Annotated in this window: 18 protein-coding genes; 8 read left to right on the forward strand and 10 right to left on the reverse strand. The window is 67.5% G+C overall.

The window, feature by feature from the left end; translation table 11 throughout:
• The first annotated feature begins 251 nt into the window (after positions 1 to 251).
• Positions 252 to 1,706, forward strand: a complete 1,455-nt coding sequence (locus AB0O71_RS04895; protein ID WP_363742730.1) for an APC family permease — start codon at positions 252 to 254, stop codon at positions 1,704 to 1,706.
• Here the strand turns inward: AB0O71_RS04895 and AB0O71_RS04900 are convergent.
• Positions 1,697 to 3,604, reverse strand: coding sequence for an FAD-dependent monooxygenase (locus AB0O71_RS04900; RefSeq protein ID WP_363742732.1), 1,908 nt, complete (start codon positions 3,602 to 3,604; stop codon positions 1,697 to 1,699). The genes AB0O71_RS04895 and AB0O71_RS04900 overlap by 10 nt on opposite strands.
• A gap of 143 nt (positions 3,605 to 3,747) precedes the next feature.
• Between AB0O71_RS04900 and AB0O71_RS04905 the strand changes: the two genes are divergently transcribed.
• Entirely contained in the window at positions 3,748 to 4,476 is a 729-nt protein-coding gene (locus AB0O71_RS04905) for an IclR family transcriptional regulator (protein ID WP_363742734.1), read from the forward strand.
• 192 nt (positions 4,477 to 4,668) lie between these two features.
• A complete protein-coding gene (locus tag AB0O71_RS04910) occupies positions 4,669 to 6,519 on the forward strand; it encodes a thiamine pyrophosphate-binding protein (protein WP_363742736.1) in 1,851 nt (616 codons plus the stop codon).
• 48 nt (positions 6,520 to 6,567) lie between these two features.
• On the opposite strand, the gene AB0O71_RS04915 is transcribed toward AB0O71_RS04910, so the two are convergent.
• The 8 genes from AB0O71_RS04915 to AB0O71_RS04950 form a co-directional block, all read right to left on the reverse strand.
• Positions 6,568 to 8,241 carry an amidohydrolase gene (locus AB0O71_RS04915; RefSeq protein ID WP_363742738.1) on the reverse strand — a complete coding sequence of 558 codons (1,674 nt, stop codon included), beginning with the start codon at positions 8,239 to 8,241 and terminating at the stop codon, positions 6,568 to 6,570.
• 63 nt (positions 8,242 to 8,304) lie between these two features.
• A complete protein-coding gene (locus AB0O71_RS04920; protein WP_363742740.1) occupies positions 8,305 to 8,787 on the reverse strand; it encodes a DUF3237 domain-containing protein in 483 nt (160 codons plus the stop codon).
• A complete protein-coding gene (locus AB0O71_RS04925) occupies positions 8,784 to 10,559 on the reverse strand; it encodes an ABC transporter ATP-binding protein (protein WP_363742742.1) in 1,776 nt (591 codons plus the stop codon). Before AB0O71_RS04925 ends, AB0O71_RS04920 begins: the two co-directional genes overlap by 4 nt.
• A complete protein-coding gene (locus AB0O71_RS04930) occupies positions 10,556 to 11,419 on the reverse strand; it encodes an ABC transporter permease (RefSeq protein ID WP_363742745.1) in 864 nt (287 codons plus the stop codon). The genes AB0O71_RS04925 and AB0O71_RS04930 overlap by 4 nt, the downstream gene beginning before the upstream one ends.
• Complete coding sequence (locus tag AB0O71_RS04935; RefSeq protein WP_363742747.1) at positions 11,416 to 12,375, reverse strand: ABC transporter permease; 960 nt, start codon at positions 12,373 to 12,375, stop codon at positions 11,416 to 11,418. Before AB0O71_RS04935 ends, AB0O71_RS04930 begins: the two co-directional genes overlap by 4 nt.
• Positions 12,376 to 12,406: 31 nt before the next feature.
• Positions 12,407 to 14,050, reverse strand: coding sequence for an ABC transporter substrate-binding protein (locus AB0O71_RS04940; protein WP_363742750.1), 1,644 nt, complete (start codon positions 14,048 to 14,050; stop codon positions 12,407 to 12,409).
• Positions 14,051 to 14,122: 72 nt separating this feature from the next.
• Positions 14,123 to 14,638: a DUF3237 domain-containing protein gene (locus tag AB0O71_RS04945; RefSeq protein WP_363742752.1), complete on the reverse strand. Its 516-nt coding sequence runs from the start codon at positions 14,636 to 14,638 to the stop codon at positions 14,123 to 14,125.
• Positions 14,635 to 16,308, reverse strand: a complete 1,674-nt coding sequence (locus AB0O71_RS04950) for a CocE/NonD family hydrolase (protein ID WP_363742755.1) — start codon at positions 16,306 to 16,308, stop codon at positions 14,635 to 14,637. The genes AB0O71_RS04945 and AB0O71_RS04950 overlap by 4 nt, the downstream gene beginning before the upstream one ends.
• Positions 16,309 to 16,501: 193 nt before the next feature.
• On the opposite strand from AB0O71_RS04950, the gene AB0O71_RS04955 reads away from it, so the two are divergent.
• The 3 genes from AB0O71_RS04955 to AB0O71_RS04965 all read left to right on the forward strand — a co-directional run bounded on the left by AB0O71_RS04955 (position 16,502) and on the right by AB0O71_RS04965 (position 19,792).
• The gene (locus tag AB0O71_RS04955) at positions 16,502 to 17,065 is read left to right on the forward strand and encodes a TetR family transcriptional regulator (protein ID WP_363742757.1); all 564 of its coding nucleotides are present in this window, start codon (positions 16,502 to 16,504) and stop codon (positions 17,063 to 17,065) included.
• A gap of 195 nt (positions 17,066 to 17,260) precedes the next feature.
• Entirely contained in the window at positions 17,261 to 18,223 is a 963-nt protein-coding gene (locus tag AB0O71_RS04960; RefSeq protein WP_346057319.1) for a helix-turn-helix domain-containing protein, read from the forward strand.
• Positions 18,224 to 18,379: 156 nt separating this feature from the next.
• Positions 18,380 to 19,792 carry an aldehyde dehydrogenase family protein gene (locus AB0O71_RS04965; protein ID WP_363742760.1) on the forward strand — a complete coding sequence of 471 codons (1,413 nt, stop codon included), beginning with the start codon at positions 18,380 to 18,382 and terminating at the stop codon, positions 19,790 to 19,792.
• 81 nt (positions 19,793 to 19,873) lie between these two features.
• On the opposite strand, the gene AB0O71_RS04970 is transcribed toward AB0O71_RS04965, so the two are convergent.
• Positions 19,874 to 22,015 (reverse strand): DEAD/DEAH box helicase, encoded by a 2,142-nt coding sequence (locus AB0O71_RS04970; protein WP_363742762.1) that lies wholly within the window; start codon positions 22,013 to 22,015, stop codon positions 19,874 to 19,876.
• 169 nt (positions 22,016 to 22,184) lie between these two features.
• On the opposite strand from AB0O71_RS04970, the gene AB0O71_RS04975 reads away from it, so the two are divergent.
• Both AB0O71_RS04975 and AB0O71_RS04980 read left to right on the forward strand, forming a co-directional pair.
• On the forward strand, positions 22,185 to 22,970 hold the full coding sequence (locus tag AB0O71_RS04975) for a fumarylacetoacetate hydrolase family protein (RefSeq protein WP_363742764.1): 786 nt from the start codon (positions 22,185 to 22,187) through the stop codon (positions 22,968 to 22,970).
• Positions 22,955 to 23,761 carry an HpcH/HpaI aldolase/citrate lyase family protein gene (locus tag AB0O71_RS04980; RefSeq protein WP_363742766.1) on the forward strand — a complete coding sequence of 269 codons (807 nt, stop codon included), beginning with the start codon at positions 22,955 to 22,957 and terminating at the stop codon, positions 23,759 to 23,761. The genes AB0O71_RS04975 and AB0O71_RS04980 overlap by 16 nt, the downstream gene beginning before the upstream one ends.
• The last annotated feature ends 38 nt before the right edge of the window (positions 23,762 to 23,799 follow it).

A 23,799-nucleotide genomic window follows, 5' to 3' on the forward strand; every position in this document is an offset into this window, starting at 1 on the left:
CGCCCACGCAAAACGCTCGGCTGGAAAACTCCAGCCGAGCGTCTGCTAGAACTTGTCTAGTTCAATCGGTGTTGCGACCACCCCTTGAATCCGCCTGATGGATGCCGGGGCCTCAGTTCGTCCTCCTCGTTTCCCAGGGATGCAATGTCGCAGCGGCGCGATACAGTTAGCCGAACCATCGCTCGCCCGCTGTTCTCACGGCGAACGATGGCCATCGATACCGGCAACGACGCACGCAATGGGAATGCATCATGGCGCAGTTGAACACTGAAGCCGTCGCAGCGATCGGCGACGATCCGCGCGAGCACGGCACCGGCCTCAAGCGGGTCATCGGACCGAAGCTGCTCCTGCTCCTCATCATCGGCGACATCATCGGAGCCGGCATCTTCGCCATCACCGGTCGCGTCGCCGGCCAGGTCGGCGGTGTCGCGTGGCTCCCGTTCCTCCTCGCTTTCGTGATCGCAACGCTGACCGCGTTCTCGTACTTGGAGCTCGTGACGAAGTATCCGCAGGCTGCCGGGGCGGCTCTGTACGCGCACAAGGCGTTCCGAGTGCACTTCGTCACCTTCATCATCGCCTTCGCGGTGGCGTCCTCGGGCATCACCAGCGCCGCGACGTCGGCCACGCTGGTCGGCAAGAATCTCCTCATCGGCATGGGGCAGTTCTTCGATGGCGTGCCGCAAGACGCGACGGCGACCATGTTCGCAGCGATCGCCATCATCCTCGTCCTCGCGCTCATCAATCTGCGCGGCGTCGGCGAGAGCGTGAAGTTCAATCTCGTGCTCACGCTGGTGACGATCGCGATCATGGCGGTCATCATCCTCATCGGAATCATTGCGATCGTGCAGGGCAACGGCGACGTCTCGCGTCTCGTCGTCTTCGAGACTCCTGAGGACCGCGGCGCGTTCGCGGCCGTGACGATGGCGACCGCGATCGCCTTCTTCGCGATGGTCGGATTCGAGGACTCGGTGAACCTCGTCGAGGAGTGCAAGAATCCCCAGCGCGACTTCCCCAGAATCATGCTGACGGGCCTCGGCATCTGCGCGATCGTCTACATGCTCGTCGCGGTCACCGTCATCATGGTCATTCCGCCCGGTGACCTGCTCAACCCGAAGAACCCCGACGCCGGCATTCTTCTCGACGTGGTGCGCATCGGCGCGCCGGGTATCCCGGTCGACGCGATCTTCCCCTTCCTGACCGTGTTCGCAGTAGTCAACACGGCGCTCATCAACATGCTCATGGCCAGCCGTCTCCTGTACGGCATGGCCAAGCAGGACGTGTTGCCGAGGGTGCTCAGCAAGGTGCTGCCGAAGCGTCGCTCGCCCTGGGTGGCAATCCTCTTCAGCACACTGCTCGCCGTCGGCCTGGTCGTCTACGTGAACCTGAACTCGGACGACGGAATCGTCGGCGCGCTCGGCGGCACCACCGGCCTCCTACTGCTGTGCGTCTTCGCCGTCGTCAATATCGCGCTCCTGGTGCTGCGACGGGAACCGCGGGTCGAGGGCGGCTTCCGTGCACCGACCCTGATCCCGATCCTCGGCGCTGCACTCTCGCTCTTCCTCGTCGGGCCTTGGGCGAGGAGCGTCGAGGACTGGATCCAGTACGAGATCGCCGGTTTGCTCCTCGCCATCGGGGTCGGGCTGTGGCTCGTCACCTGGGTGGTGACCGCGATCAACCGGAAGCGAAAGCGAGCGCGTCAGGTCTGAGGCAGAAACACTCCGCTCAAGAACTCGGTCAATTCGCCGGTCGCCGTCAGCGGCAGGATCGCCGAGACGTACTGATCGGGTCGCACGACGACGAGGGCGCCATCGCGATTGATGCCGCGCGCGTCGAAGATGTCGTCGCTCGGATGCGCCGCGTAGATCTTCTCGTAGTCCGTCAGCCCGAATGGGCCGGATGCGGGCAGGAAGAGTCGCGAGACCCGAGCGATATCGACGTCGTGATGATGCTGCTGGAACACCGCTTTCACGTCGAACACGGAGTCGAGATCGCCCCCCTGCGGCGTGAAACGGGCAAGCGGTGACTCTGCAGACTCGAGCATCCACTGCGCCCACGCATCGAGGCGCGAACCGTCCGCATCCGCGAACGCGTAGATGCGAAAGCGACCGTCGGCACGGTGGTGGTGGCCGAGGTGCACGTCGACGGCGTCTGCCACGCGAGTCGTGAGCACCGACTTGAAACGCTTGCCGAGCGTGAAGCCGCTCGCCAGATCCTGATGCTCATCTGAACCGGTCAGAACGGAATCGGTGTACTGCGTCATGAATCCGGCCGGGAACTCGGCCGTCTGCACGTAGAACTCGGCGACCTCATCGGGAGAGGCGAACTCCTCGGGCTTTTTCGCCATGAGCGTCGACCACTGATGATCGAAGTCGATGAGGTTCTTCGAGGTCACCCACCGCTCGTCGGAATAGGTCTTCAGCAGCGTCTCCGGGCTGCGGCTCTCGAGCACATAGCCCAGCTTCCAGCCCAGATTCCAGCCGTCCTGCATCGAGACGTTCATCCCCTGACCCGCCTTGGCGCTGTGCGTATGGCAGGCGTCACCCATCAAGAAGACGCGACCCTTTCCGTCGGGCGATGACGCGGCGTCGTCGAAGCGATCCGTGAGCCGGTGCGCCACCTCGTAGACGCTGTGCCAGGGCACGTCGCGCACGTCGATCGTGTACGGGTGCAGAATCGCGTTCGCCCGAGCGATGACGTCTTCGAGCGACGTGCCGCGCACCTGGCCGGCATCGTGCTCATCGGTCTCACCCAGGTCGACGTAGATGCGCGCCAGGTGGTTGCCTTCACGCGGGATGTGGAGAATGCTGCCGGCTGCCGAATGGATGATGCACTTCTTACGGAAGTCAGGGAAGTCGGTCACGGCGAGCACGTCCATGACGCCCCAGGCGTGCAGTGATGACGTGCCGGCGAGCGATCCGCCGATCGAGCGCCGCACCGAGGAGCGCGCGCCGTCCGCCCCGACGACGTACTTGGCTCGCACGACGACGGTCTCCCCCTCGTCGTCACCCGACTTCGCGGCGTTGATCCCGGCGCCGGAGAAGCCGGAGATCTTGCGCAGCGTCACAGTAACCGGGTACTCCCCTTCGCCCGTCACTTCAAGATCGACGAACTCGTAGCCGTAATCGATGTCACCGCGAGCGGGAGCGCGCCGTGCGTACTCCGCGAAGTAGTCGATGACGCGCGCCTGATTGACGATGAGGTGGGGAAACTCGCTGATGCCCTTCGGATCATCGGGCGTGATGGAACTGCGCACGATGTTCGCCGGATTCTCGGGGTCGGGGCTCCAGAAGTCGGTCTCGGTGATCTGGTACGCCTCTTCGGTGATCTGCCGAGCGAAGCCGAACGCTTGGAAGGTTTCCACGCTGCGGGCCTGGATTCCGTCGGCCTGCCCGAGCACGAGTCGCCCGTCGCGGCGCTCCACGACGCGGGTCACCACGTTCGGGAACTGTGCCAGTTGCGCTGCGGTGACGATACCGGCCGGCCCCGATCCCACGATCAGTACGTCGATCTCCTCGGGCAGGTCAACGGGACGGTCGATGCCGACACCTGCCGCCGGAAGGATGCGCGGATCGGTTGAGACGTACCCGTGGTGATGGAACTGCACTGTTTCTCCTCACTGCCCGCAGCCTGCACCGTGGGCAATGTTCAATATATGAACATCAAGTCTGAATACTGCACAGCAAGAATATGTCGAGCATCGCTCGCGCGCAACACGCAAGCATCGAGGAATCCGACAGAATAGGAGCCATGACCCCCGCGAGCGAAGCCGGCACGACCACCGGCACTAACGCCGGTTCCCAGACGCTGTCCCGTGGCCTGCGCGCGCTCGAACTGCTCGCCGAGGCCGAATCGCCCATGTCCATCGCAGATCTCGCAACCGGGCTCGAGGTGCACCGATCGAACGCGTACCGGATCCTGCGCACGCTCGAGCAGCACCGCTTCGTCGCTCGCGATGAGGCGGGTCTGATTCGCCTCGGCCCCAAACTCACCGTGCTCGCCCGCGGGGTCGCGCCGGCGCTGCACACCGCCGCCATGCCCGTGATCACCGAGCTCGCCTATGAACTCGGCATGACGACGTTCGTCACGGTGCTCGACGCTGATGAGGTTGTCACACTGGTGACCGCCGAACCGTCGAACGTCGCCGCGACCATCGCCCGAAACCCCGGAGTGCGCCACCCGCTGCATCGCGGAGCCCCCGGCCACGCCATCGAATCGTCGCTCACCCGGGCTGAGCGGAAGGCCTACCTCGGTGATCCCGAGATGAGCCGAGCCGGCAGCGAAGCGCGACGCAAGGGGTACGCGCTCAGTCGAGCCGAAGTCATCGACGATGTGACCGGCATCGCGGTGCCGCTGCGCATCGCCGGCGAGCCGCCGGCAGCGATCGCAGTCGTGCATTTCAAAGTGCCCGAGACGATCGGCGAGGTGGTCGACGCGCTGCAGGAGGCGGCAGAGCGCATCGCGCAGAGCTACCGGTGATCTGGTAGCCGCTCCTCTCCGCTATCGACACCGCGGCGCCGCTCACTAAGATAGAGGGGTCCAGCTCGGTCGAGGTTCTTCCGGCCCTGCCGGGGAAGGCGCTCGAAAAAGGGGCGCTGCTGCCGGAGCGATGCCGCCCGGCGAGACATACACGGTTCCCTGTATTTCGAGTACTCTCCCGAAGGACCTGTGATGTCTGATACCACCCTGGTGCGCGCGCTCGCGAACGCACTCGCCCCCCATTCCCGACTCATGTTCGGCCTGATGGGCAACGGCAACGCCCATCTCATCGAGCAGCTCGGCGACCTCGGCCTGAAGTACGTCGCCGTGCGCCACGAAGCGGGCACCGTCGCGGCCGCCGATGCCTACACGCGCGTCAGCGGCGAGCTCGCCATCGCCACGACCACGTACGGGGCCGGTTTCACCAACGCGCTCACGGCCCTCGCCGAAGCGGCCCAGGCGCGCACCCCCATGCTCGTCGTCGTCGGCGACGCCCCGAGCACCGGCCCTCGACCGTGGGACGTGGATCAGGAGATGCTGGCGGCGGCCCTCGGTATCCGCACGCACACGCTGTCAGTCACGAACATCTCGCGCACGGTCGAACGCGCTGCGGCCTATGCGCTGCGCGTTCGGCGCCCCGTCGTGCTGGCGATTCCCTACGACCTCGTGAACGCGGAGATCGTCGGGGCGGGCAGGTCGCAGACCGAGGCCGCGTCGACGGGGGCAGTTGCGGCGCCGGGGATCGACCTCGCCGACCCCGCCGTGCTGGCCGCCCTCTCTGCGTCGGTCTCGGGCGTCGAGCCCACCGCAGAGTCGGCGGATCACGGTAGCGGCGGATCCTCTATGGCCTCCTCGTCGATCTCCGCCCCGCACGCCCGCCCAGCGGACCACCAGATCGAGGCCGCCGTCGTCGCCCTCCTCGAAGCCGAGCGCCCCCTCGTCATCGCGGGCCACGGCGCGCATGTGTCAGGAGCATCTGCGGAGCTCGGCCGTATCGCCTCAGCGCTCGGAGCACTGACCTCCTCAACCGCGCTCGGCCGCGGGATCTTCGCCGACGCCGAGTTCGACCTCGGTGTGACCGGCGGATTCGGTCAGCACCGCGCCATGGCGCTCGTTGAGACGGCAGACGTCGTACTCGTCGTCGGAGCGAGCCTGAACCAGTTCACCATGCGGTTCGGCGATCTTTTCGGCGCCGGCACCACCGTGATCCGCGTCGATGCCGAGCAGGTCGCCCCTCCGAAGACGAATCGCCCCATCTCGCATCAGCTGCTGCAGGGCGATGCTCGCGACGTTCTGGACCGGTTGCTCGCGGGAATCGCGGCGGTGCGCGACGTGTCGGGAAGCCCGGCGGGCGGATGGCGCACGATGGTCGCGGGGCTCGAACCGGGAGGCGCACTGCGCGAGCGCAGCACCGGCGTCGCCGACGGGGTGTGTGCCGATGGCAGGCTCGATCCTCGCGCCGTCGCCGCACGCATCGGCGCGCTGCTGCCGGCCGAGCGTCACGTGACCACCGACGGCGGCCATTTTCTCGGCTGGGCGAACATGTACTGGCCGGTCGCCTCGCCCGAGCGGATGATCATGGTCGGCACCGCCTATCAGACCATCGGCCTCGGCTTCTCGACGGTGGCGGGCGTCGCTGCGGCGGTTCCGGGCACGACGACGGTGCTCAGCACCGGCGACGGCGGCGGGCTCATGGCCCTCGCCGACCTCGAGACCGCGATTCGCACCGCGTCCAGCTGCGTCATCGTGGTGTGGAACGACGGCGCGTACGGCGCGGAGGTGCATCTCTACGGCGAGCTCGGCCTCGATCAGGAGCCGATGCTGATCCCCGACGTGGACTTCGCGGGGGTCGCCTCCGCGCTCGGCGCGACGGGGGTACGGGTGCGCACGCTGGCCGACATCGACGCTCTGCGCACGTGGACCGAAGCGGGCGCCTATGGAACGATCCTGCTCGACTGCCGCGTCTCACGCAGCGTCGTCGCCGAGTATCAGCGGGAGATTCAGCGCGTGAACGGCATCGACGTTCCGGCTGAGACCGAATAGGTCGGACGCCAGACGCACGGGGGCCGCCCGCGGCCCCCGGTGCGTGGACTACGGCGCGAGCTCGAAGACGACCTCGCCGGCTACCACCGTGAGCGCGGTGCGGGTCGCGATCACAGCCTCCGTCGGCCCGGTGAACGGATCGCCCGTCGCCACGGCGATGTCGGCGCGCTCGCCCACACTGATGCGTCCGGGAACGTCGAGCACCAGGGATGCGGAACCGCTCGTGTAGGCCGCGAGGCTCTCCGCAAGGGTCAGGGCCTGAGCCGCATCGAGCACCTCCGGGCTCCCGTCGGTCGCAGCAGCGGCCTCGGGCGGGGCCGGGAGCGACCGGTTGACCGCGACGTGCATCGCGAGCCAGGGATCCGGTGGCGATACCGGCCAGTCGGAACCCATCGCCAGATCCGCTCCGCCGTCAGCGAGGGAGCGGAACGGGTACCCGCGGCGCATGCGCTCCTCGCCGATCATCGTCACCACGTACGGGTCGGGTGCGGCCCAGAGCGCCTGCATGTTCGCGGTCAGCCCGAGCGGGCCGAACCGGATCGCATCGTCGGGGTGGATCATCGACAGGTGCGCGACGTGGTGCCTCGGCCCGCTCCCGTTCGCGGCGCGCGCCGCTTCCACCGCGTCGAGCGCCACCCGAATGCCGCGGTCTCCCATGATGTGCAGGTGCAGTGCGAATCCCGCGGCGTCGAGCTGTTGCACGAACGCGCGCACCGCCGCTTCGCTGAAGTGCAGCTCGCCCGCATCGCCGTCGCCCGCGCCATCGCCGTGGGAGCAGTACGGCTCGAGCAGTGCGGCGGTACCGCCGTGCGGCACGCCGTCGATCATGGCCTTTGCCGTCGACGTCGCGAAGCCGGCCGTGGCGTTCTCGGCGCGCAGGCGCACGAAGCGCTCGACCAGGGTGGGCACATCCGCCTCCTCGAGTCCGGGCGCGATCCAGAGGGCACCCGAAACGCGACTCGGCATCGAGCCGTCTCCGATCACGCGCAGGTACGCCGCGGTGCAATCGGCCTTGCCGTTGTACTCCCCGAGAATCGCCTCGTGCCAGCCGGTGATGCCGAGCGACCACAGGTACTGCTGCGCGTTGAGCAGGCCAGCAGCGATCTCGTCGTTCGTGGCCGGCGGGATGACGCGCCCGACGAGCTCGGCAGCGGTCTCGTTCAGGTACCCCGTCGGCGCACCGTCGGCGTCGACCACGATGCGACCGTTGGGCGGCTGCGGCGTCTCGCGCGTCACTCCGGCGAGCTCGAGCGCCCGCGAGTTCACCCACAGCGTGTGATGGCCGGCATCGGAGAGGGCGACGGGGCGATCGGAGACGATCGCATCGAGCATCTGACGCGTGGGCTCTGGAAACAGCTCGTGACTCCACCCGCCACCGGTGATCCAGGCATGAGGATCGGCCCCGGCTGCATCGGCCGCGTCGACTGCCTCGCGGATGAGCGCGAAGGTCTCGTCGGCAGTGCGTGCACTGGTCAAGTCGCAACTCAGCCGCTCGACACCGGCGAAGGCGGCGTGGACGTGCGCGTCAACGAACCCCGGAGTGATCAGGCCGCCTCGCGCGTCCACGATGCGGGTGCCGAGTCCACGCAGCGCGAGCACGCGAGCGTCGTCGCCCACGGCTACGACGCGGTCGCCTCGCACCGCGACGGCGGTGTGGTCGGTTCGCACTCGGCCGTCGAAGACGCGCCCCGATACGATGCACAGGTCTGCGAAGTCGGTCATGTCATCTCGTCTCTGTTGTGCACGCCGCGTCGCGTGCGAATCTTGATCAGTCGTCGAACGGTGCTAGATCAGTCGGAACACGCGAATCACCACATGACCGGGCTCTGGCCGGGCATAGCCCACGAACTGCGACGAGGTGAGCCACTCCAGCGCGGGGTGCTCCGTCTGAAACACGAAGGCGGTGCGGTAGTAGAGCTCCCGCTCGTCGAGCTCCTCGCCGGCTTCGAGTCGCGCGATGCCGGCCTCGTCCGTGCGCCAGGTACCGCGGTTGACCACGTCGATGGCAGCCGTCGTGCCGTCATCGAGCTCGGCCTCGATGACGTACCTCGCGTCGAGGCGCACCGTGAGCCCGTGCCCCGTCCACCAGTCACCGCCGCCCGCGAGAATGCGGCCCCGTAGCCGCGGCCCCGCGAAGGCGCCTCCCGAGATCGGCGCGAAGTGCAGACCTTCTCCGGGCGCCGAGCCGCCGATCGGGAAGGCGTCGTCGACGGCGACGCGCAGTTCGAAGCAGAACTCGAAATCGGGGGTGAGAAGTGCGGAGGTCATGAGCGGCCTTTCGATTCGAAGCGCGCGTCGGTCGACGCGGTTGCGGCGATGGGTCCGGTCATCGTCGGGATCGCCGAGGTACGTCCGAGCCTACGACGCCGTGGGATCCACCCCTCCCGCGGGATCGAATCGAGCAGCAGCCGCGTGTACTCGGCACGGGGCGCGTCGAGCAGTTCCGACGTCGGCCCCGCCTCCTCCACTCGACCGGAGCGCATCACCACAACGCCATCGCAGAGCCGGCGAATCACCGTGAGGTCGTGCGTGATCATGAGGAGCGCGACACCGGTCTCCCGGCGAATCGCATCGAGCAGGGTGAGAATCTCCACCTGCGTGGTGACATCGAGCGCGGAGACCGCCTCGTCGAGCACGAGGATCTCGGGCTCCGCGGCGAGCGCGCGCGCAATCGCGACCCGTTGCCGTTGGCCGCCCGAGAGCGCACGCGGTCTGACATCGAGCAGCGCCGTGTCGAGTCTTGCCTGGCCCGCGAGCTCCCCGATGCGGGCGTCGACGACCGCTTGTGGTGCTCGCTTCTGATGCACGCGGATCGCCTCGGTGAGGCACTGCCGCACGGTCTGCCGTCGATCGAGCGACTGATACGGATCCTGGAACACCATTTGCACCGTTTTCGCTCTCACGCGTCTCGCTGCACCGCCCCGTGCTGGTCGGCTCCAATCGTCGCCACCCACCATCACCGACCCCGCGTCTGCGCGTTCGAGCCCGCAAATGATGCGCGCGGTCGTCGACTTGCCCGATCCCGATTCTCCGACGATGCCCAGGCATCCTCCCGGAGCGAGTTCGAAGGCGACATCTTCGACGGCCACGAACGTCTCCCGGCCTCCGCCCGAGGCGCTGCGCACCTGGAACGTCTTGCGCAGCCCGGCTACCGACAGGATCGGGGCCGCGAGCTCCGCGGCTGCATGTAGCTTCAGCTCCGGCTCCGGCTCCAGCTCCGGCTCCGGCTCCGGCGAGTCGCCTGCCGGCTGGAGCGAGGCGGTCGTGCCGTCGCCGAGCGCGGCCGACATGAGCACCCGCGTGTACTCCTCCCGCGCATCGCGGCGCATGGTCGCGGCATTGAGCGTCTCGACGGTGCGCCCCTGCTGCATGACCGCGACGCGATCGCATACGGCGCCCGCAAGCGCAAGGTCGTGCGTGATGAAGAGGAGCGACAGCTGCCGCTCGCGGCGCAGGTCGCCGATCAGCGCCATGACCTCCTCCTGCGTCGTGACGTCGAGCGCGGTGGTGATCTCGTCGGCGAGCAGAATCTCGGGGTCCATCGCCAGCGTTGCGGCGATCATCACGCGCTGCAGCAGTCCGCCCGAGAGTTCGGCCGGGAACTGCTTGAGCCGTCGCGCGGCGTCGGTGATGCCGACCTCGTCGAGCAGTTCCTGCGCGCGCCGAGTCGCCGCTTCCGGGCTCACGCCGTCGACGGCGACCTGGGCTTCGGTGAGGAAGTCGCCGATGGTGCGCAGCGGGTTGAGGTGGGCGCGGGGCGTCTGGAAGATCATGCCGACGCGCCTCGCCCGCAGGTCTCGAAGCACGGCCGGCGGAGTCGCGGAGATGTCTTGGCCCAGGACACGGATCGTTCCGCCAGTGGTGAAATGCCCCGGAAGCAGGCCTGCGACGGCCCGCACCGACAGCGTCTTCCCCGATCCGGATTCGCCGACGAGTCCGACGGCCTCGCCTGCGCTGATGGTCAGCGTGCAGTCGTGCACGAGCGTGCGGTCGGGGGTGGCGATGGAGAGCCCATCGAGTTCGAGTACGGGAGCGGTCATCGTTCTTTCTCCTCTGCCCAGGTGGTGATGCGCGCGCCGATGACGCTGACGGAGAGCACAGTGACGACGACGAACAGCGCCGGGTAGAGCGCCTGCTCGGGCGCGCCAGCCAGGATGCCGGCCTGGCCGCCTGCGATCATGGAGCCCCAATCGGCGGCGGGCGGCTGCTCGCCGAGCCCGAGGAACGAGATCGCTGCGAGATCGAGCATCGCGTATCCGAAGCCGACGGCCACCTGGGCGGCGATCACCGGGATCAACGCCGGCACGAGGTGCCGGAAGCAGATGGCTGGTCCCGACACTCCTTGCACCCGCAGCGCGGCGATATAGGGTTTGCCGAGTTCGCGAGATGCCGCGGTCTGCGTGAGCCGCGCCACGACCGGCACGTACGCGATCGACAGCGCGATCACGGGAGCCAGCACGCCCTTGCCGAACATCGCCACGGCGAGCACGGCGAGCACCAGCCCGGGGATCGCAAAGATCACGTCGACGATGCGCGCGATCGCACCGCGCAGCACTCCCCCGAACCAGGCGGCCGCGATGGCGAGGGCCGAGCCGAGCACCGTCGACAGCACCACGACCGCAATCGGTGCGATGACGCTCGTACGGGCCCCGGCGAGCACGCGCGACAGGATGTCGCGGCCGACGTCGTCGGTGCCGAACGGGTGTGCGAGCGAACCGATGCCGTTGACGTCGCCGGTGTAGAGTTCGGCGGGATCGTAGGGCGCGATCCACGGACCTGCCAGCGCGGCAAGCGCGACCAGGCCGAAGACGACGAGCGCGCTTCTGAAGAGCCAGTCCTTGCGCGCGACCCGAGTGATGGCTTGCGGGGACCTGCCCCCCGCGAGTTGTGCGACGCTCATGCTGCCCTCCCGGCATTGATGCTGTCGGGGTCGATGAGTGCGCTCACGATGTCGGCGACGGCGTTGAGTACGACGAAGATCGTCACGAGCAGCAGTGAGACCAGCTGCACGACGGGGAGATCCTTGCGAGCGGCGGCCTCAGTCAACAATGAACCGATGCCGCCGAGGCCGAACGCCTGCTCGGCGATCGCGGCGGCGGCGAAGAGCCCGGCGACCGTGGTGCCCGAGATGGCGAGAATCTGCGGCGCCGCGTTGCGGAACACATGGACGCGGAAGATGCGGCCACGCGGGATGCCCCGCACACGAGCCGTCTCGACGTGCTCCGAGTGCAGTTGTGCGACCAGCGAACTGCGCGTCACCCGACTGATGTACGCGATGAAGAGCACCGCGAGCGAGCAGGCGGGCAGGGTCAGATGCCAGAGGCGATCCCAGCCCCCCGATCCTTCGCCGTATACGGGGAACCACCCGAGTGTCTTCGCGAAGATCCAGATGAGCAGGATCGCGACGACGAAGGTGGGCAGCGCCATGCCCAGGGCGGTGAGCAGACCGACCGCTCGATCGACCCGGGGGCCGCGCGTCGCGGCGAGGATGCCCGATCCGACTCCCGCGATGAGAATGATGGCGACGGTGAGCAATACGAGTTGCAGGGTCACGCCGAAGCGCGGAGCCACCAGATTGAGCACGTCGGTCTTGTAGACGAAGGATCGGCCGAAGTCGCCCGAGAAGACCCCGCCGAGCCATTGCAGGTAGCGCGACCAGATCGGATCGTCGAGGTGGTACTCGGCACGGATCTGGACGATGAGTTCCGGGGTGGGCTTCGCCCCACCGGCGAGCGCGGCGATCGGGTCGCCCGGAGTCAGGAGCAGCGCGGCGTAGATCACGACGCTCGCCAGGAAGAGCGTCAGCAGGAGACCGCCGAGCCTCCCCACGAGGGTGCGTATGAGAAGAGAGTTCACGTTGTCATTCCGTTCCGCGCTGCTCCGCCGCCTACTGTCCGCCGAGGTGCAGCGCCCAGGGGCTGCTGTACACGGCGACCGAAGTGGTGATACCGGTGAGATCGTCGTTCACGTAGCTCAGCTGATATGCCCCGGCCAGAGTGACCTGGAGCATGTCGGGCGCGAAGATCTGCTGCGCCGCGACGAACTCCTCAGCCGCGGTCTGCTCGTCCGTCGCAGTGCGCGCCGCCTGCATGTGGGCGGTGACTTCGTCGTTCGCGTAACCGCTCCAATTGAAGACGCCGCCGAGCTCCTCTGGCAGCATGAACAGCGACGGGTAGCCGAGCACTCCGGGGGTCTCGAGGTACCCCTGGGTCGCGACGAAGTCGATTCCCTCGCGAGCGGCGGGGTCGTAGAACATGGCCCCGAAATCGGACGCCTGCATCTCGTTGATCTCGATCTCAATGCCGATCTGCTTCGCGGCGCTCTGCACGATCTGCGCGGTGTTCTTGAACTCGGTCGCGCCGGCGGGCACGGCGAGCACCAGCGGGGCGCTCAGGTCCTCACCGCTCTCGTCGACGAGCTGCTTCGCCGCCTCGAGATCGACTTCGGGCGCCTCGAGCGCGTCGTACCCGGCCTGGTACACGTCTGCGGCCGCCAGCTCGTGGAAGGTGAACGGCGGCACGATCGTGCGCTGGGGCTCCCCGAGCCCGTTCAGCACCGTGTCGATGTACTGCTGCCGGTCGATGGCGAGGCTCAGCGCACGGCGGATCTCGGGATTGGCCGCAGGCCCATCGGGCGTGGCGGGCCCGAAGCTGTACGACGCCGTCGACGGCCCGACGATGAGGCTGCCGGCGCCATCGCCCTCGAAGGCAGCACGCGAGCTCGGGGAGACGTTGAGCGCCCCGTCGATCTCCCCCTGCGTCAGTGCCGTGGCGAGCGTCGACGCGTCCGACACGAAGACGTAGGTGAGGCTCGAGACGAGCGGCGACCCGTTCCAGTAGTCGGGGTTCGCCGTGGTCACGATTTCATTGCCCGGCGTCCAGCCATCAGCGGCGAGCTCGTACGGTCCGGTGCACATGAGTCCGCCGTCGGACGTGCCGAGGTTGTCTCCGGCCTCGGCACCGAAGGCGGCGCTCATGACCGCTCCGCCGCCGCCCGCGAGCGCATCGCGGAATGTGGAGTCGGGCGCGTTGAAGGTGACCGTGACCTCATGGTCTCCCGTCGCCTCGATGCCGTTGACGAGCGCGAAGGCCGCGAACCACTGCGACTCTGGCGAGCGATTGCGCTCGAGGCTGTAGACGACATCTGCCGCAGTGAGAGGCGTGCCGTCCCAGAAGGTCACGTCATCGCGCAGTTCGATGACGAAGGTGGTCGGGTCGGTCCACTCGGCTCGTGTTGCGACGCCGGGCTCGACCGAGAAGTCGGGCTGCAGTGCGAGCAAATTGTCGCACAGGTTCGGGATGATGAGGTTCGCCGAGGAGGCGGGGTCGAGCGTCGCGGGTTCACCCTCGACGATCGACCAGGTGACCGTGTCGACGGGAGCTGTTCCTGCCGATGTCGACGTGACGAGTTCGGCGGTCTCGACGCCAGCCGGGGCTCCGGCAGACGAGCTGTCGCGCGGGGCGCACGCGGTCAGCGCGAGCAGGGCGACGGCGCCGACGGCGGCACCGGTGATCAAGCGGGTACGAAGCATGGTGTGTCCTTTCGATGACGCGAGCGGATCATCGATGATCCGGCGCGGTACTGCGGAGGCAGAAGGGAAGGTTTACTGGAGCACGAAGACGCGGATGCACACCTGCCCCGCGTCGTCGCGAGCGAGTCCGATGAACTGGTGCTCCGCGAGCCAGCGGTGGGCGGGAGCATCGGTCTGGAACACGGGGGCGGTGCGAAAGTAGAGACCCTCGGTCGATTCGGGCAGGTCTTCCCCGGATTCCATACGCGCGATCAGCTCGGGGGTCGCTCTGAAGTAGCCGCGATTGAGCACGTCGATGGCCGCACCGTCGGCGGCGCGGATCAGATACCGCGCTTCGAGCTGCGCGGTTCCGGATCGCGTCACCGCCCAGTCGCCTCCCCCGTTCAGCACCTCGCCCGTGAGGGCGGGACCGTGCACGCTGCCTCCGGTCACCGGCGTGAAGCTGAGCTCCTCATCGACGCCGCGACCGATATGCACGTCGGGGGCGGTCGTCGCACGGATCTCGAATACGAACTCGAGCCGGGGCTCGGGCAGTGCTGCGAGGCGCTGCGGATCGGTTCGTCGCGAGCCTTCTGGGGCGGCGTTCATGCGAGCGCTCCCTTCACGACGGGGAGCTCGATTGCGAGTGCATCGCTTCCCCCGATGATCAGCGCCTGCGTGTTCGGCACGGTCTCGACGCCATCCGTCCACGGGTCGCGGCCCGTTCCGGGCTGCGGCAGGAACTCGGGGTAGTCGCTGCTCGAGACGTGCACACGGAGACGGTGCCCCGATCGAAGCCGATAGCCGATGTGCCCGAGATCGATCTCGAGCGTCGCAGAGTCGCGCGCTTCGTGCAGCTGCTGCTGGCCGCGTGCGATGCGCACGGCCGTGCCGTCGGGAGCCACATCGAGCACGCGCACGAAGCAATCCATGATGGGGCCGGTCGACCGTACTCGGACGCGAGCGCCGACCGGGCCGGCGAGTTCGACGTCTTCCGGCTGCTCCGGCCCGGTGAATACGAGTACGTCGCCGCGCTCGCCCAGCGGCGCCTCGTCGGGAAGGTACAAGAGGTAGGAGAACGCGTCGGGAGCCGTCGACGGCACGAGGTCCTCCGGGTCGTGCATCCACGTGCGCTCGCGGGCCTCGACTGGTTGCTCGGGCGAGAGCCCGCCCTCGACGGTCGCGTAGCGCGTCACGCTCCGCGATCCTGCAGGAGGCCACGCCGGCTCAGTGCGCTCCTCGGCCGTTCCGGCGAGTTGCCAGGTGACCCGGGGAATGTCGACGATCGATCCTTCGCCTCGCACGAACACCTCGAAGAACGCGAGCGCTGGATCGAGGGTGCGCGGCAGAATGGCGCGGATCTGCTGCTCGGTGCGCTCTGCCACACGGTCGCCTTCGGCCTCCACGAACTGATAGCTCTCGTGATCGATCGCCTCGATGCGCAGATAGTGGTGCGCATCCCAAGCAGGAAATTGCTTGATCTCCTCGACGTCGGCCCACGAGAGCGGAGCGCAATTGTCCCACCAGCCGATTGTGTGGAGCACCGGCACGGACCGCCCGGCGAACGCACTGCCGTTCGGGAATCGCGGCAGCGTGACGGGATGCGGCACCCACTGATCGTAGGATCGCGACCGCGCGCCAGCCCACTCCTGGAACGCCTCGGCCTGCGCTTCGAAATCGCGACGGGACCAGTCGGGTTCCCAGAGGAACGTGTCGCTGCCGTGGAAGTGCGTGAGGGGGTACAGGTTCGTAATACCCATCTCGACGGCGCGCACTCGGGTTCCCAGGTCACGGTGCACGGGTTCGCCGAGACCCGTACCGGTGACGCGCGGCGCGATCGCCCTGAGCGCGGGGTGCCCGCTCGCAGCGGCAGCCCACTGCGTGTAGCCGTAATAGCTGTCGCCCCACATGGCCACACGACCGTTGGACCAGGCCTGAGCGACGATCCAGTCGAGCGTGTCCTCGCCGTCGCGCACCTCATTCACGAACAGCAGCGCCTCGCCTTCGGAGCGAAACTTGCCCCGCACGTCTTGCGCGACGACGCGGTACCCGTGCTGCAGGAAGTACTCGGCGACGAGCGGGATGAACGTGTACTCGCCGTTCTTGTCGTACGGCAGGCGGATCAGGATGGTGTCGCCCGGCGAGTCGTCCCTGGTACCGTCGCCCGCGGACGGGAGGTAGACGTCTGTGGCGAGGTGCACACCGTCACGGGTGCGCACGCGCTCCTCTCGAGCGAGTTCGCTCACGGGGGCTGCGCCCAGGCGTTGGTAGTCGGCCATGTCACTCCTTTGAGACGGGTCGAAATCTGCTCTCGCATGAGCGAATTCGGGGGCCAGCGGGTGCCGGTGAGAACAATGTACGATCGAGCTCGATAAATAGTCAAGTCTGACTAGACAATTTTTGCGAACACGAAATACTCGCTAGTCTTCGGGAGTACGACCCGCACCCGTCGCCAGTGGAGAGGATTCTTGAATGGCACGCCCCTCAGTCGCCGACGCCCGCCGCGAGCAGATCATCGAAGCGACCCTCACCACGATGGCGCAGCACGGAATCAGCGGAACCACGCTCGACCGCATTGCCGATACCGCGGGGATGTCTCGCGGTCACGTGCGACATTTCGTCGGCAATCGGGATCGCCTGCTGCTCGACGCCGCGCGCGCCTTCTACGTCGCACCAGCAGTGATTCCCCCCGAGATCGATTCGCTCAAACCCGCCCTCGACTACCTCTTCGGCGAGGAGTTCGCGAGTTCGAGCGCCGACAACGCCATCGTGCTCGCCTTCGTCGAGCTCGCCCGATCGTCGGAAGACATCGCAGCGGTGCTCGCCGAGGCCTACGGGTCTGCACGTGAACGGCTGCTCGCCTTCATCGCCGCGGCGTACCCCGATTCCCCCCACGCACAGCACGAGGTCGCCGCGCAGGGAGTGATCTCCACCGCTCTCGGCAATGTGTTCATCGGCGATTTCGACCGTGAGCCGCGGCGCACGGCACGCTCCCGCAAGGCGGTCGACGCACTGCTCAGCTCGCTGCGGGGGTGAGCGAGGGGCGCGGGAGCGGGGCACGAGCGGGAGCCACCCAGCGGCACGTCCATTGACCAGGCGCGCGAACACGGCAAAGGTGTATTCTCTCGAGCAACGCTGCGAAACACAGAACAGTACGGCCGATGCAGGAACGTCATCGGCTCATGATCGCAGCGTCGAACATAGCCGCCAGGGGTGTCGGAGGGATGACGGATGACCACTGCACATGCGCAGCACAGCTTTGGCCAGCGCTTGCCGCATCAGGAAGCCCACGATCTGCGAACCTTTCGCAGCCTCGTGGCGTCGTCATTCGTTCCACTTCGCGTGTCGAGCGAATCTCAGCGCCCCTTCGCAGCACGTATCGCCTCCGCAAACGCTGATGACGTCGTCTTCACCGAGGTGGCCGCTCGCCCACATCTCGTCGAGCGCACCTCCGAAACGATCGCCGACGGCGGCAGCGGCTACTACAAGGTGAGTCTGCTGCTCACAGGAAGCAGCATTCTGGTGCAGGACGGGCGCGAAGTGGTCATGCGCCCGGGAGACCTCTCGGTCTACGACACCTCACGGCCGTACTCGCTGCTCTTCGGTGAAGACTTCCGCAATCTCATCATGATGTTCCCGAAGGATCGGGTCGACCTTCCCATCCCGTTCACCGAGCAGCTCACCGCGGTATCGCTCGGGCGGGAGCACCGAGGGCTCGCACCCGTCGTCACCGCATTCCTCTCTCAGTTCCCCGCGCAGCTCACGAGCCTCGATGATCGCGTGCGCGCCAAGCTCGCACACACCAGCCTCGACCTCATCGGCACCCTCTTCTCGAGTATTCTCGATGCCGATCCCGCGCAGCGCGATCCGCACCAGCTCCTGCTTCAGAAGATCACCGCGCACATTGAGCTGCACCTCGGCGATCCTGCCCTCTCGCCCAACAGCATCGCGGCGGCGCACTACATCTCAACGCGCCATCTGCACTCGCTCTTTCGCGAAGCCGACACCACGGTGTCCACCTGGATTCGCGAACGTCGCCTGGATCGCTGCCGTGCCGATCTGCTGGATCCGGTGCTGCAGGATCGCACGGTATCGACCATTGCGGCGCGCTGGGGCTTCACCGACGCCGCCCACTTCAGCCGCATCTTTAAGGCGGCATTCAGCGTCTCGCCGAGCGAGCTGCGCCGCGCATAGCGCTGAGTTCAACGGATTCGCAATCAGGTTCGGAACCCGGATCTTCGCAGCGCGACGGTGTGCCCCGATCGTCAACGGCACTGCTTCGCCAGACAAGCAGCTGCCCCCGCCCCCGCATACCCTGGACCCACTGACCGGACTCGAAGTGGAGGATCCATGAACACCTACGACAGCCTGCTTGCAGCCATCACACCCGCTGGCGGCGAGACGCGCGAGGTCTTCGACCCGGCGACGGGAGAACGCATCGGCACCGCTCCCGTTGAGGGGCTCGACGACCTGCATGCGGCGATCGATCGCGCGGAAGCGGCGCAACCCGCCTGGGCCGCGCTCCCCGATGCGGAGCGCCAGGCGATCCTGCACCGTGCCGCCGACGCCATCGAAGCATCGTCGGAGGCGCTCGCCGAGCTGCTCTCGCGGGAACAGGGCAAGCCGCTCAACGGCCCGAATGCCCGGTTCGAGGTCGGCGGCTGCGTCGCGTGGACGCGCGCTGCGGCGGATACCCCACTGCCCGTCGAGGTCATCATCGACGACGAGTCGGGCTACGCCGAGATGCACTACCGCCCGCTCGGTGTCGTCGGCGCCATCTCCCCCTGGAACTGGCCGATGATGATCTCGATCTGGCAGATCGCTCCGTCGCTGCGCATGGGTAACACCGTCGTCATCAAGCCAGCCGAGACGACCTCGCTCTCGGTACTCGCTCTGGTTGCGGTCATGAACCAGGTGCTGCCCGAGGGCGTGCTGAACATCGTCGCCGGGCCCGGGCGCACTGTGGGCGACGCGCTCACCCGCAGCCCGAAGATCAGCAAGATCATGTTCACCGGCTCAACGCCGGTGGGCAAGCGCATCATCGAGGCCTCCGCTGCGAACGTCGCGCGGCTCACGCTCGAACTCGGCGGCAACGACGCGGGCATCGTGCTGCCCGACGTGGATCCCGCGGCCATCGCCGAAGATCTCTTCTGGGGTGCATTCATCAACACCGGCCAGACGTGCGCTGCGCTCAAGCGCCTCTACGTGCACGACTCCGTATACGACGCGGTGGTCGACGAACTCGCGAAGTTCGCAGCGAACGTGCCCATGGGCGTCGGGCTCGACGAGCAGAACGTGCTCGGGCCGCTGCAGAATCGCGCGCAGTTCGAGGAGGTCGATCGCCTGGTCGAGTCGGCGAAGGCGTCGGGTGCTCGCGTGGTGCTCGGTGGCGAGCCGGATCGCGATGCCGTCGGCAACTTCTACCCGACCACGCTCATCGCCGATATCGACCCGCACAACGACCTCGTGGTCGAGGAGCAGTTCGGGCCGGCCCTCCCGATCATCCGCTACTCCGATCTCGACGAGGTCGTGAAGCTGGCGAATGAACTCGAGTTCGGGCTCGGCTCGTCGGTGTGGTCGTCGGATCGAGCGCGGGCGCTCGAGGTCGCCGCTCGCATGCAGGCCGGCACCACGTGGATCAACTCGCACGGCGGTCTGCACCCCATGATCCCGTTCGGCGGCGCCAAGCAGTCGGGCTACGGGCGCGAGTTCGGCGTCGCCGGCCTGAAGGCCGTCGCCGAGCCCCACGTCATCAGCGGCTGACGAGGCCGCACCGTAAGACGAAGCGGGCGGGGATCCGTGTGGATCCCCGCCCGCTTCTCATATCAGACCGCTACAAGCTGATCACCAGCGCGGCTTGCGCTTGCCGTCGGCACGGCCCGCGCCGCCGTCACGGTTTCCACCGTAACCGCCATCGCGCCCGCCGCGATCGTCGCGGTTGCCACCGTAGCCGCCTCCCGAGCGTCCGCCGCGGTCATCGCGGTTCCCACCGTAGCCGCCGCCCGAGCGTCCACCGCGGTCATCGCGGTTCCCACCGTAGCCGCCGTCGCGCCCGCCGCGATCGTCGCGGTTCCCGCCGTAGCCGCCACCCGAGGAGCGTCCACCGCGGTCGTCACGGTTTCCGCCGTACCCACCGCCATAGCCGCCTCCAGAACGCGCGCCGCGGTCATCTCGGTCGTACCCGCCGCGTCCACCGCGGTCGTACCCGCCGCGGCCACCGCGATCGTCGCGACCACCACGGCCACCTCGGTCGTCGAAGCCTTTGCCGCGCGGGCTCGGGCCATTGTCTTCGCGGAGCTGGATCGACTTGCCGCCGATCTGCGTGTCTTCCAGCCGAGCCACGGTCTCAGCCGAGAGCTTCGCCGGGAGCTCGACGAGCGAGAAGTCGTCGCGCACCTGGATGCGTCCGAAGTCGTCGCGGGTCAGCCCGCCCTCGTTCGCGATCGCGCCGATGATCTGGCCCGGCTGCACGTTCTGGCGGCGCCCGACCTCGATGCGGTACATGCGCAGGTCGTCGCGGCGCTCGCGCGGCCCGCGATCCTCACGGCCGGGACGGTCGCCTCGACCGCTCCCCGAATCCTCGAGGAACTTCGCGGCCTGCTTGCGGTCGCGCTCGAACTTGCGGTCATCGTCTTCGGTCAGCAGCAGCGGGGTCTTCCCCTGAGCGACGACCGCGAGCGCAGCTGCGACGTCGGTCTCAGGTACGTCGTGGTGGCGCACGTAGTGGGAGATGATGTCGCGGAACCCGTCGATGCGGCGGGTCTCGCCGAGCGCCGCGGTGATGGCGTCGTCGAAGCGCGACAGTCGCGTTGCGTTCACCTCGTCGATCTGCGGCAACGGCATCTGCGTGAGCGGCTGCTTGGTCGCCTTCTCGATCGCCTTGAGCAGGCGCTGTTCGCGCGGGGTCACGAAGCTGATCGCATCGCCGGTGCGACCGGCGCGGCCCGTGCGGCCGATGCGGTGCACGTACGACTCGGTGTCGATCGGCAGGTCGTAGTTGATGACGTGGCTGATGCGCTCGACGTCGAGGCCGCGAGCGGCGACGTCGGTGGCGACCAGAATGTCGAGCTTGCCGTCCTTCAACGCCTGCACCGTGCGCTCGCGCTGCGCCTGCTGGATGTCGCCGTTGATGGCGGCGGCGGAGTACCCGCGGGCGCGCAGTTTCTCGGCGACCTGCTCGGAGTCGCCGCGGGTGCGCGTGAAGACGATCATCCCGTCGAAGTCTTCGACCTCGAGGATGCGGGTCAGCGCATCGAGCTTCTGCGTGTACGAGACCACGTTGTAGCGCTGCGTGATGCTCGAGCTCGTCTGCGTCTTGCCCGCGATCTTGATCTCGCGCGGGTCGTTGAGGTACTGCTGCGAGATGCGGCGGATCGCAGCGGGCATCGTCGCGGAGAAGAGGGCGACCTGCTTCTCCTTCGGGGTGTCGGCGAGGATCGTCTCGACGTCCTCTGCGAAGCCCATCTTGAGCATCTCGTCGGCCTCGTCGAGCACGAGGTACTTGATCTGGGTCAGGTCGAGCGAACCCCGCTTGAGGTGGTCCATGATGCGGCCGGGGGTGCCGACGACGATATCCACGCCGCGACGCAGGGCTGACAGCTGCTGGCCGTAGGCCTGGCCGCCGTAGACGGGGAGGAGGTGGACTTCGGGCAGGTGCGTGGCATAGCTCTCGAACGCCTCGCACACCTGGAGCGCGAGTTCACGAGTAGGTGCGAGTACGAGGGCCTGGGGAACGCCCTGGCCGGGGGTGATACGGGAGAGGATCGGAAGTGCGAAGGCAGCGGTCTTACCGGTGCCGGTCTGCGCGAGGCCGACCACATCTGCTCCCTCGAGGAGGGTGGGGATCGTGGCGGCTTGAATTGCAGAGGGCGTTTCGTATCCCACATCCGTCACTGCGCGGAGAACCTCGGGTGCAAGACCCAGGTCGGCGAAGGTAGTGCGCTCGCCCTCGGATTCGGTGGGGGCGGCGTTTTCGGAAGAGGTCATCATACTATTCTACCGCCTTTACGCGTCGATGGAGTGACGCCGCTCATGCGACACGGATCGGGCGCCGAAACGCTACCGCGGGTTCACCTGACTCCTCGACTGACACCCCTGGCGCGAATGCCGCGAGATCGTATACGATTTAGAGCACACGCCAGACAACGGAGGTCACGTGCTCGAGCAGACGCAGATTGCAGCCATCGCAGACGAACTGGTGCAGGCGGACAAGGATCGCGCGATCCTCCCCCGACTCACCGCCCGCTACCCCGACATGGTGATCGAGGATTCGTACGCCATCCAGAAGGAGTGGTCCGACCGCCGCATCGCTGCAGGCGCGCGCCTCGTGGGCCACAAGATCGGCCTCACCTCGAAGGTGATGCAGGTCGCCACCGGCATTTCCGAGCCCGACTACGGGGTGATTCACGACGACATGGTGCACGAATCGGGCGCCGTCATCGAGTTCGACCGGTTCTCGAACGTGCGCATCGAGGTGGAGCTGGCCTTCGTGCTCGCCAAGCCCCTCTCGGGGCCGAACGTGAACCTGTTCGATGTGCTCGACGCCACGGCCTACGTCGTACCGGCGCTCGAGATCCTCAATTCGCACCTCGAGCTCGAAGGGCGCACGATCGTCGACACCATCAGCGATAACGCGGCGATGGGCGCCATGGTGCTCGGCGGCCGCCCCGTGCAGGTCGACGAGATCGATCTCACCTGGGCGAAGGCGCTGCTCTACCGCAACGAAGGGATCGAAGACTCGGGGGTCGCCGGAGCCGTGCTCGGTCACCCCGCACTCGGCGTGGCGTGGCTCGCGAACAAGCTCGCACAGCACGGGCAGACGCTCGAGGCCGGCGAGATCATTCTCGCGGGCTCGTTCACCAAGCCGATGTGGGTGGAGCGCGGAGACACCGTGCACGCCGATTACCACGAGCTGGGGTCGGTCACATGCCGCTTCATCTGAACCTCCCCGACACGCTGCGGGATCGCATTGCGGCGTCCGACCGCGCCCTCATCGGCCTGTGGGCGTCGGCCAGCAGCCCGGTGACCGCCGAGATCGTGGCGGGCAGCGGCTGCGATTGGGTGCTTCTCGACGCGGAGCACTCCCCCAACGGGCTCGAATCCGTGCTCGCGCAGCTGCACGCGATGTCGGCCTACCCCGCCACACCCCTCGTGCGCGTGCCGTACGGCGACCCCGTCACGATCAAGCAGTTTCTCGACCTCGGTACGCAGAATCTGCTGGTGCCGATGGTCGACTCGGCCGAGCAGGCCGAAGAGATCGTGCGCGCAGTGCGCTACCCGCCGCGCGGCGTGCGGGGGGTCGGCTCCGCGCTCGCGCGTTCGGCTCGGTGGAACCGCGTCGATGAGTACCTCATCCGTGCCGACGAGACCCTCAGCCTGACGGTGCAGATCGAATCGGCAGCGGCGGTCGCAGATGCGGAGCGCATCCTCGCCGTCGACGGGATCGATGCGATTTTCGTCGGCCCGTCCGACCTCGCCGCTTCCATGGGCCTGCTCGGACAGCAGAATCACCCTGACGTCGTTGACGCCGTGCTCCGCACGATCGACCTCGCCGTCGCCGCCGGTACACCTGTCGGCGTGAACGCCTTCGTTCCCGCCGACGCCGAGCGGTACATCGCCGCTGGTGCATCGTTCGTCGCCGTCGGAGCCGACGTCGCCATCCTCGCGCGTCAGACGGAGGCGCTGGTCGCACGCTTCGCAGGGAACGAACAGGTGAAGCGCGCGTCGTACTGACGCGTGTGCATCCGCGCCTGCACCGGCACCCACGGCGC

The sequence above is a fragment of the Leucobacter sp. NPDC077196 genome (genome assembly GCF_040687075.1).
Lineage (GTDB): Bacteria > Actinomycetota > Actinomycetes > Actinomycetales > Microbacteriaceae > Leucobacter.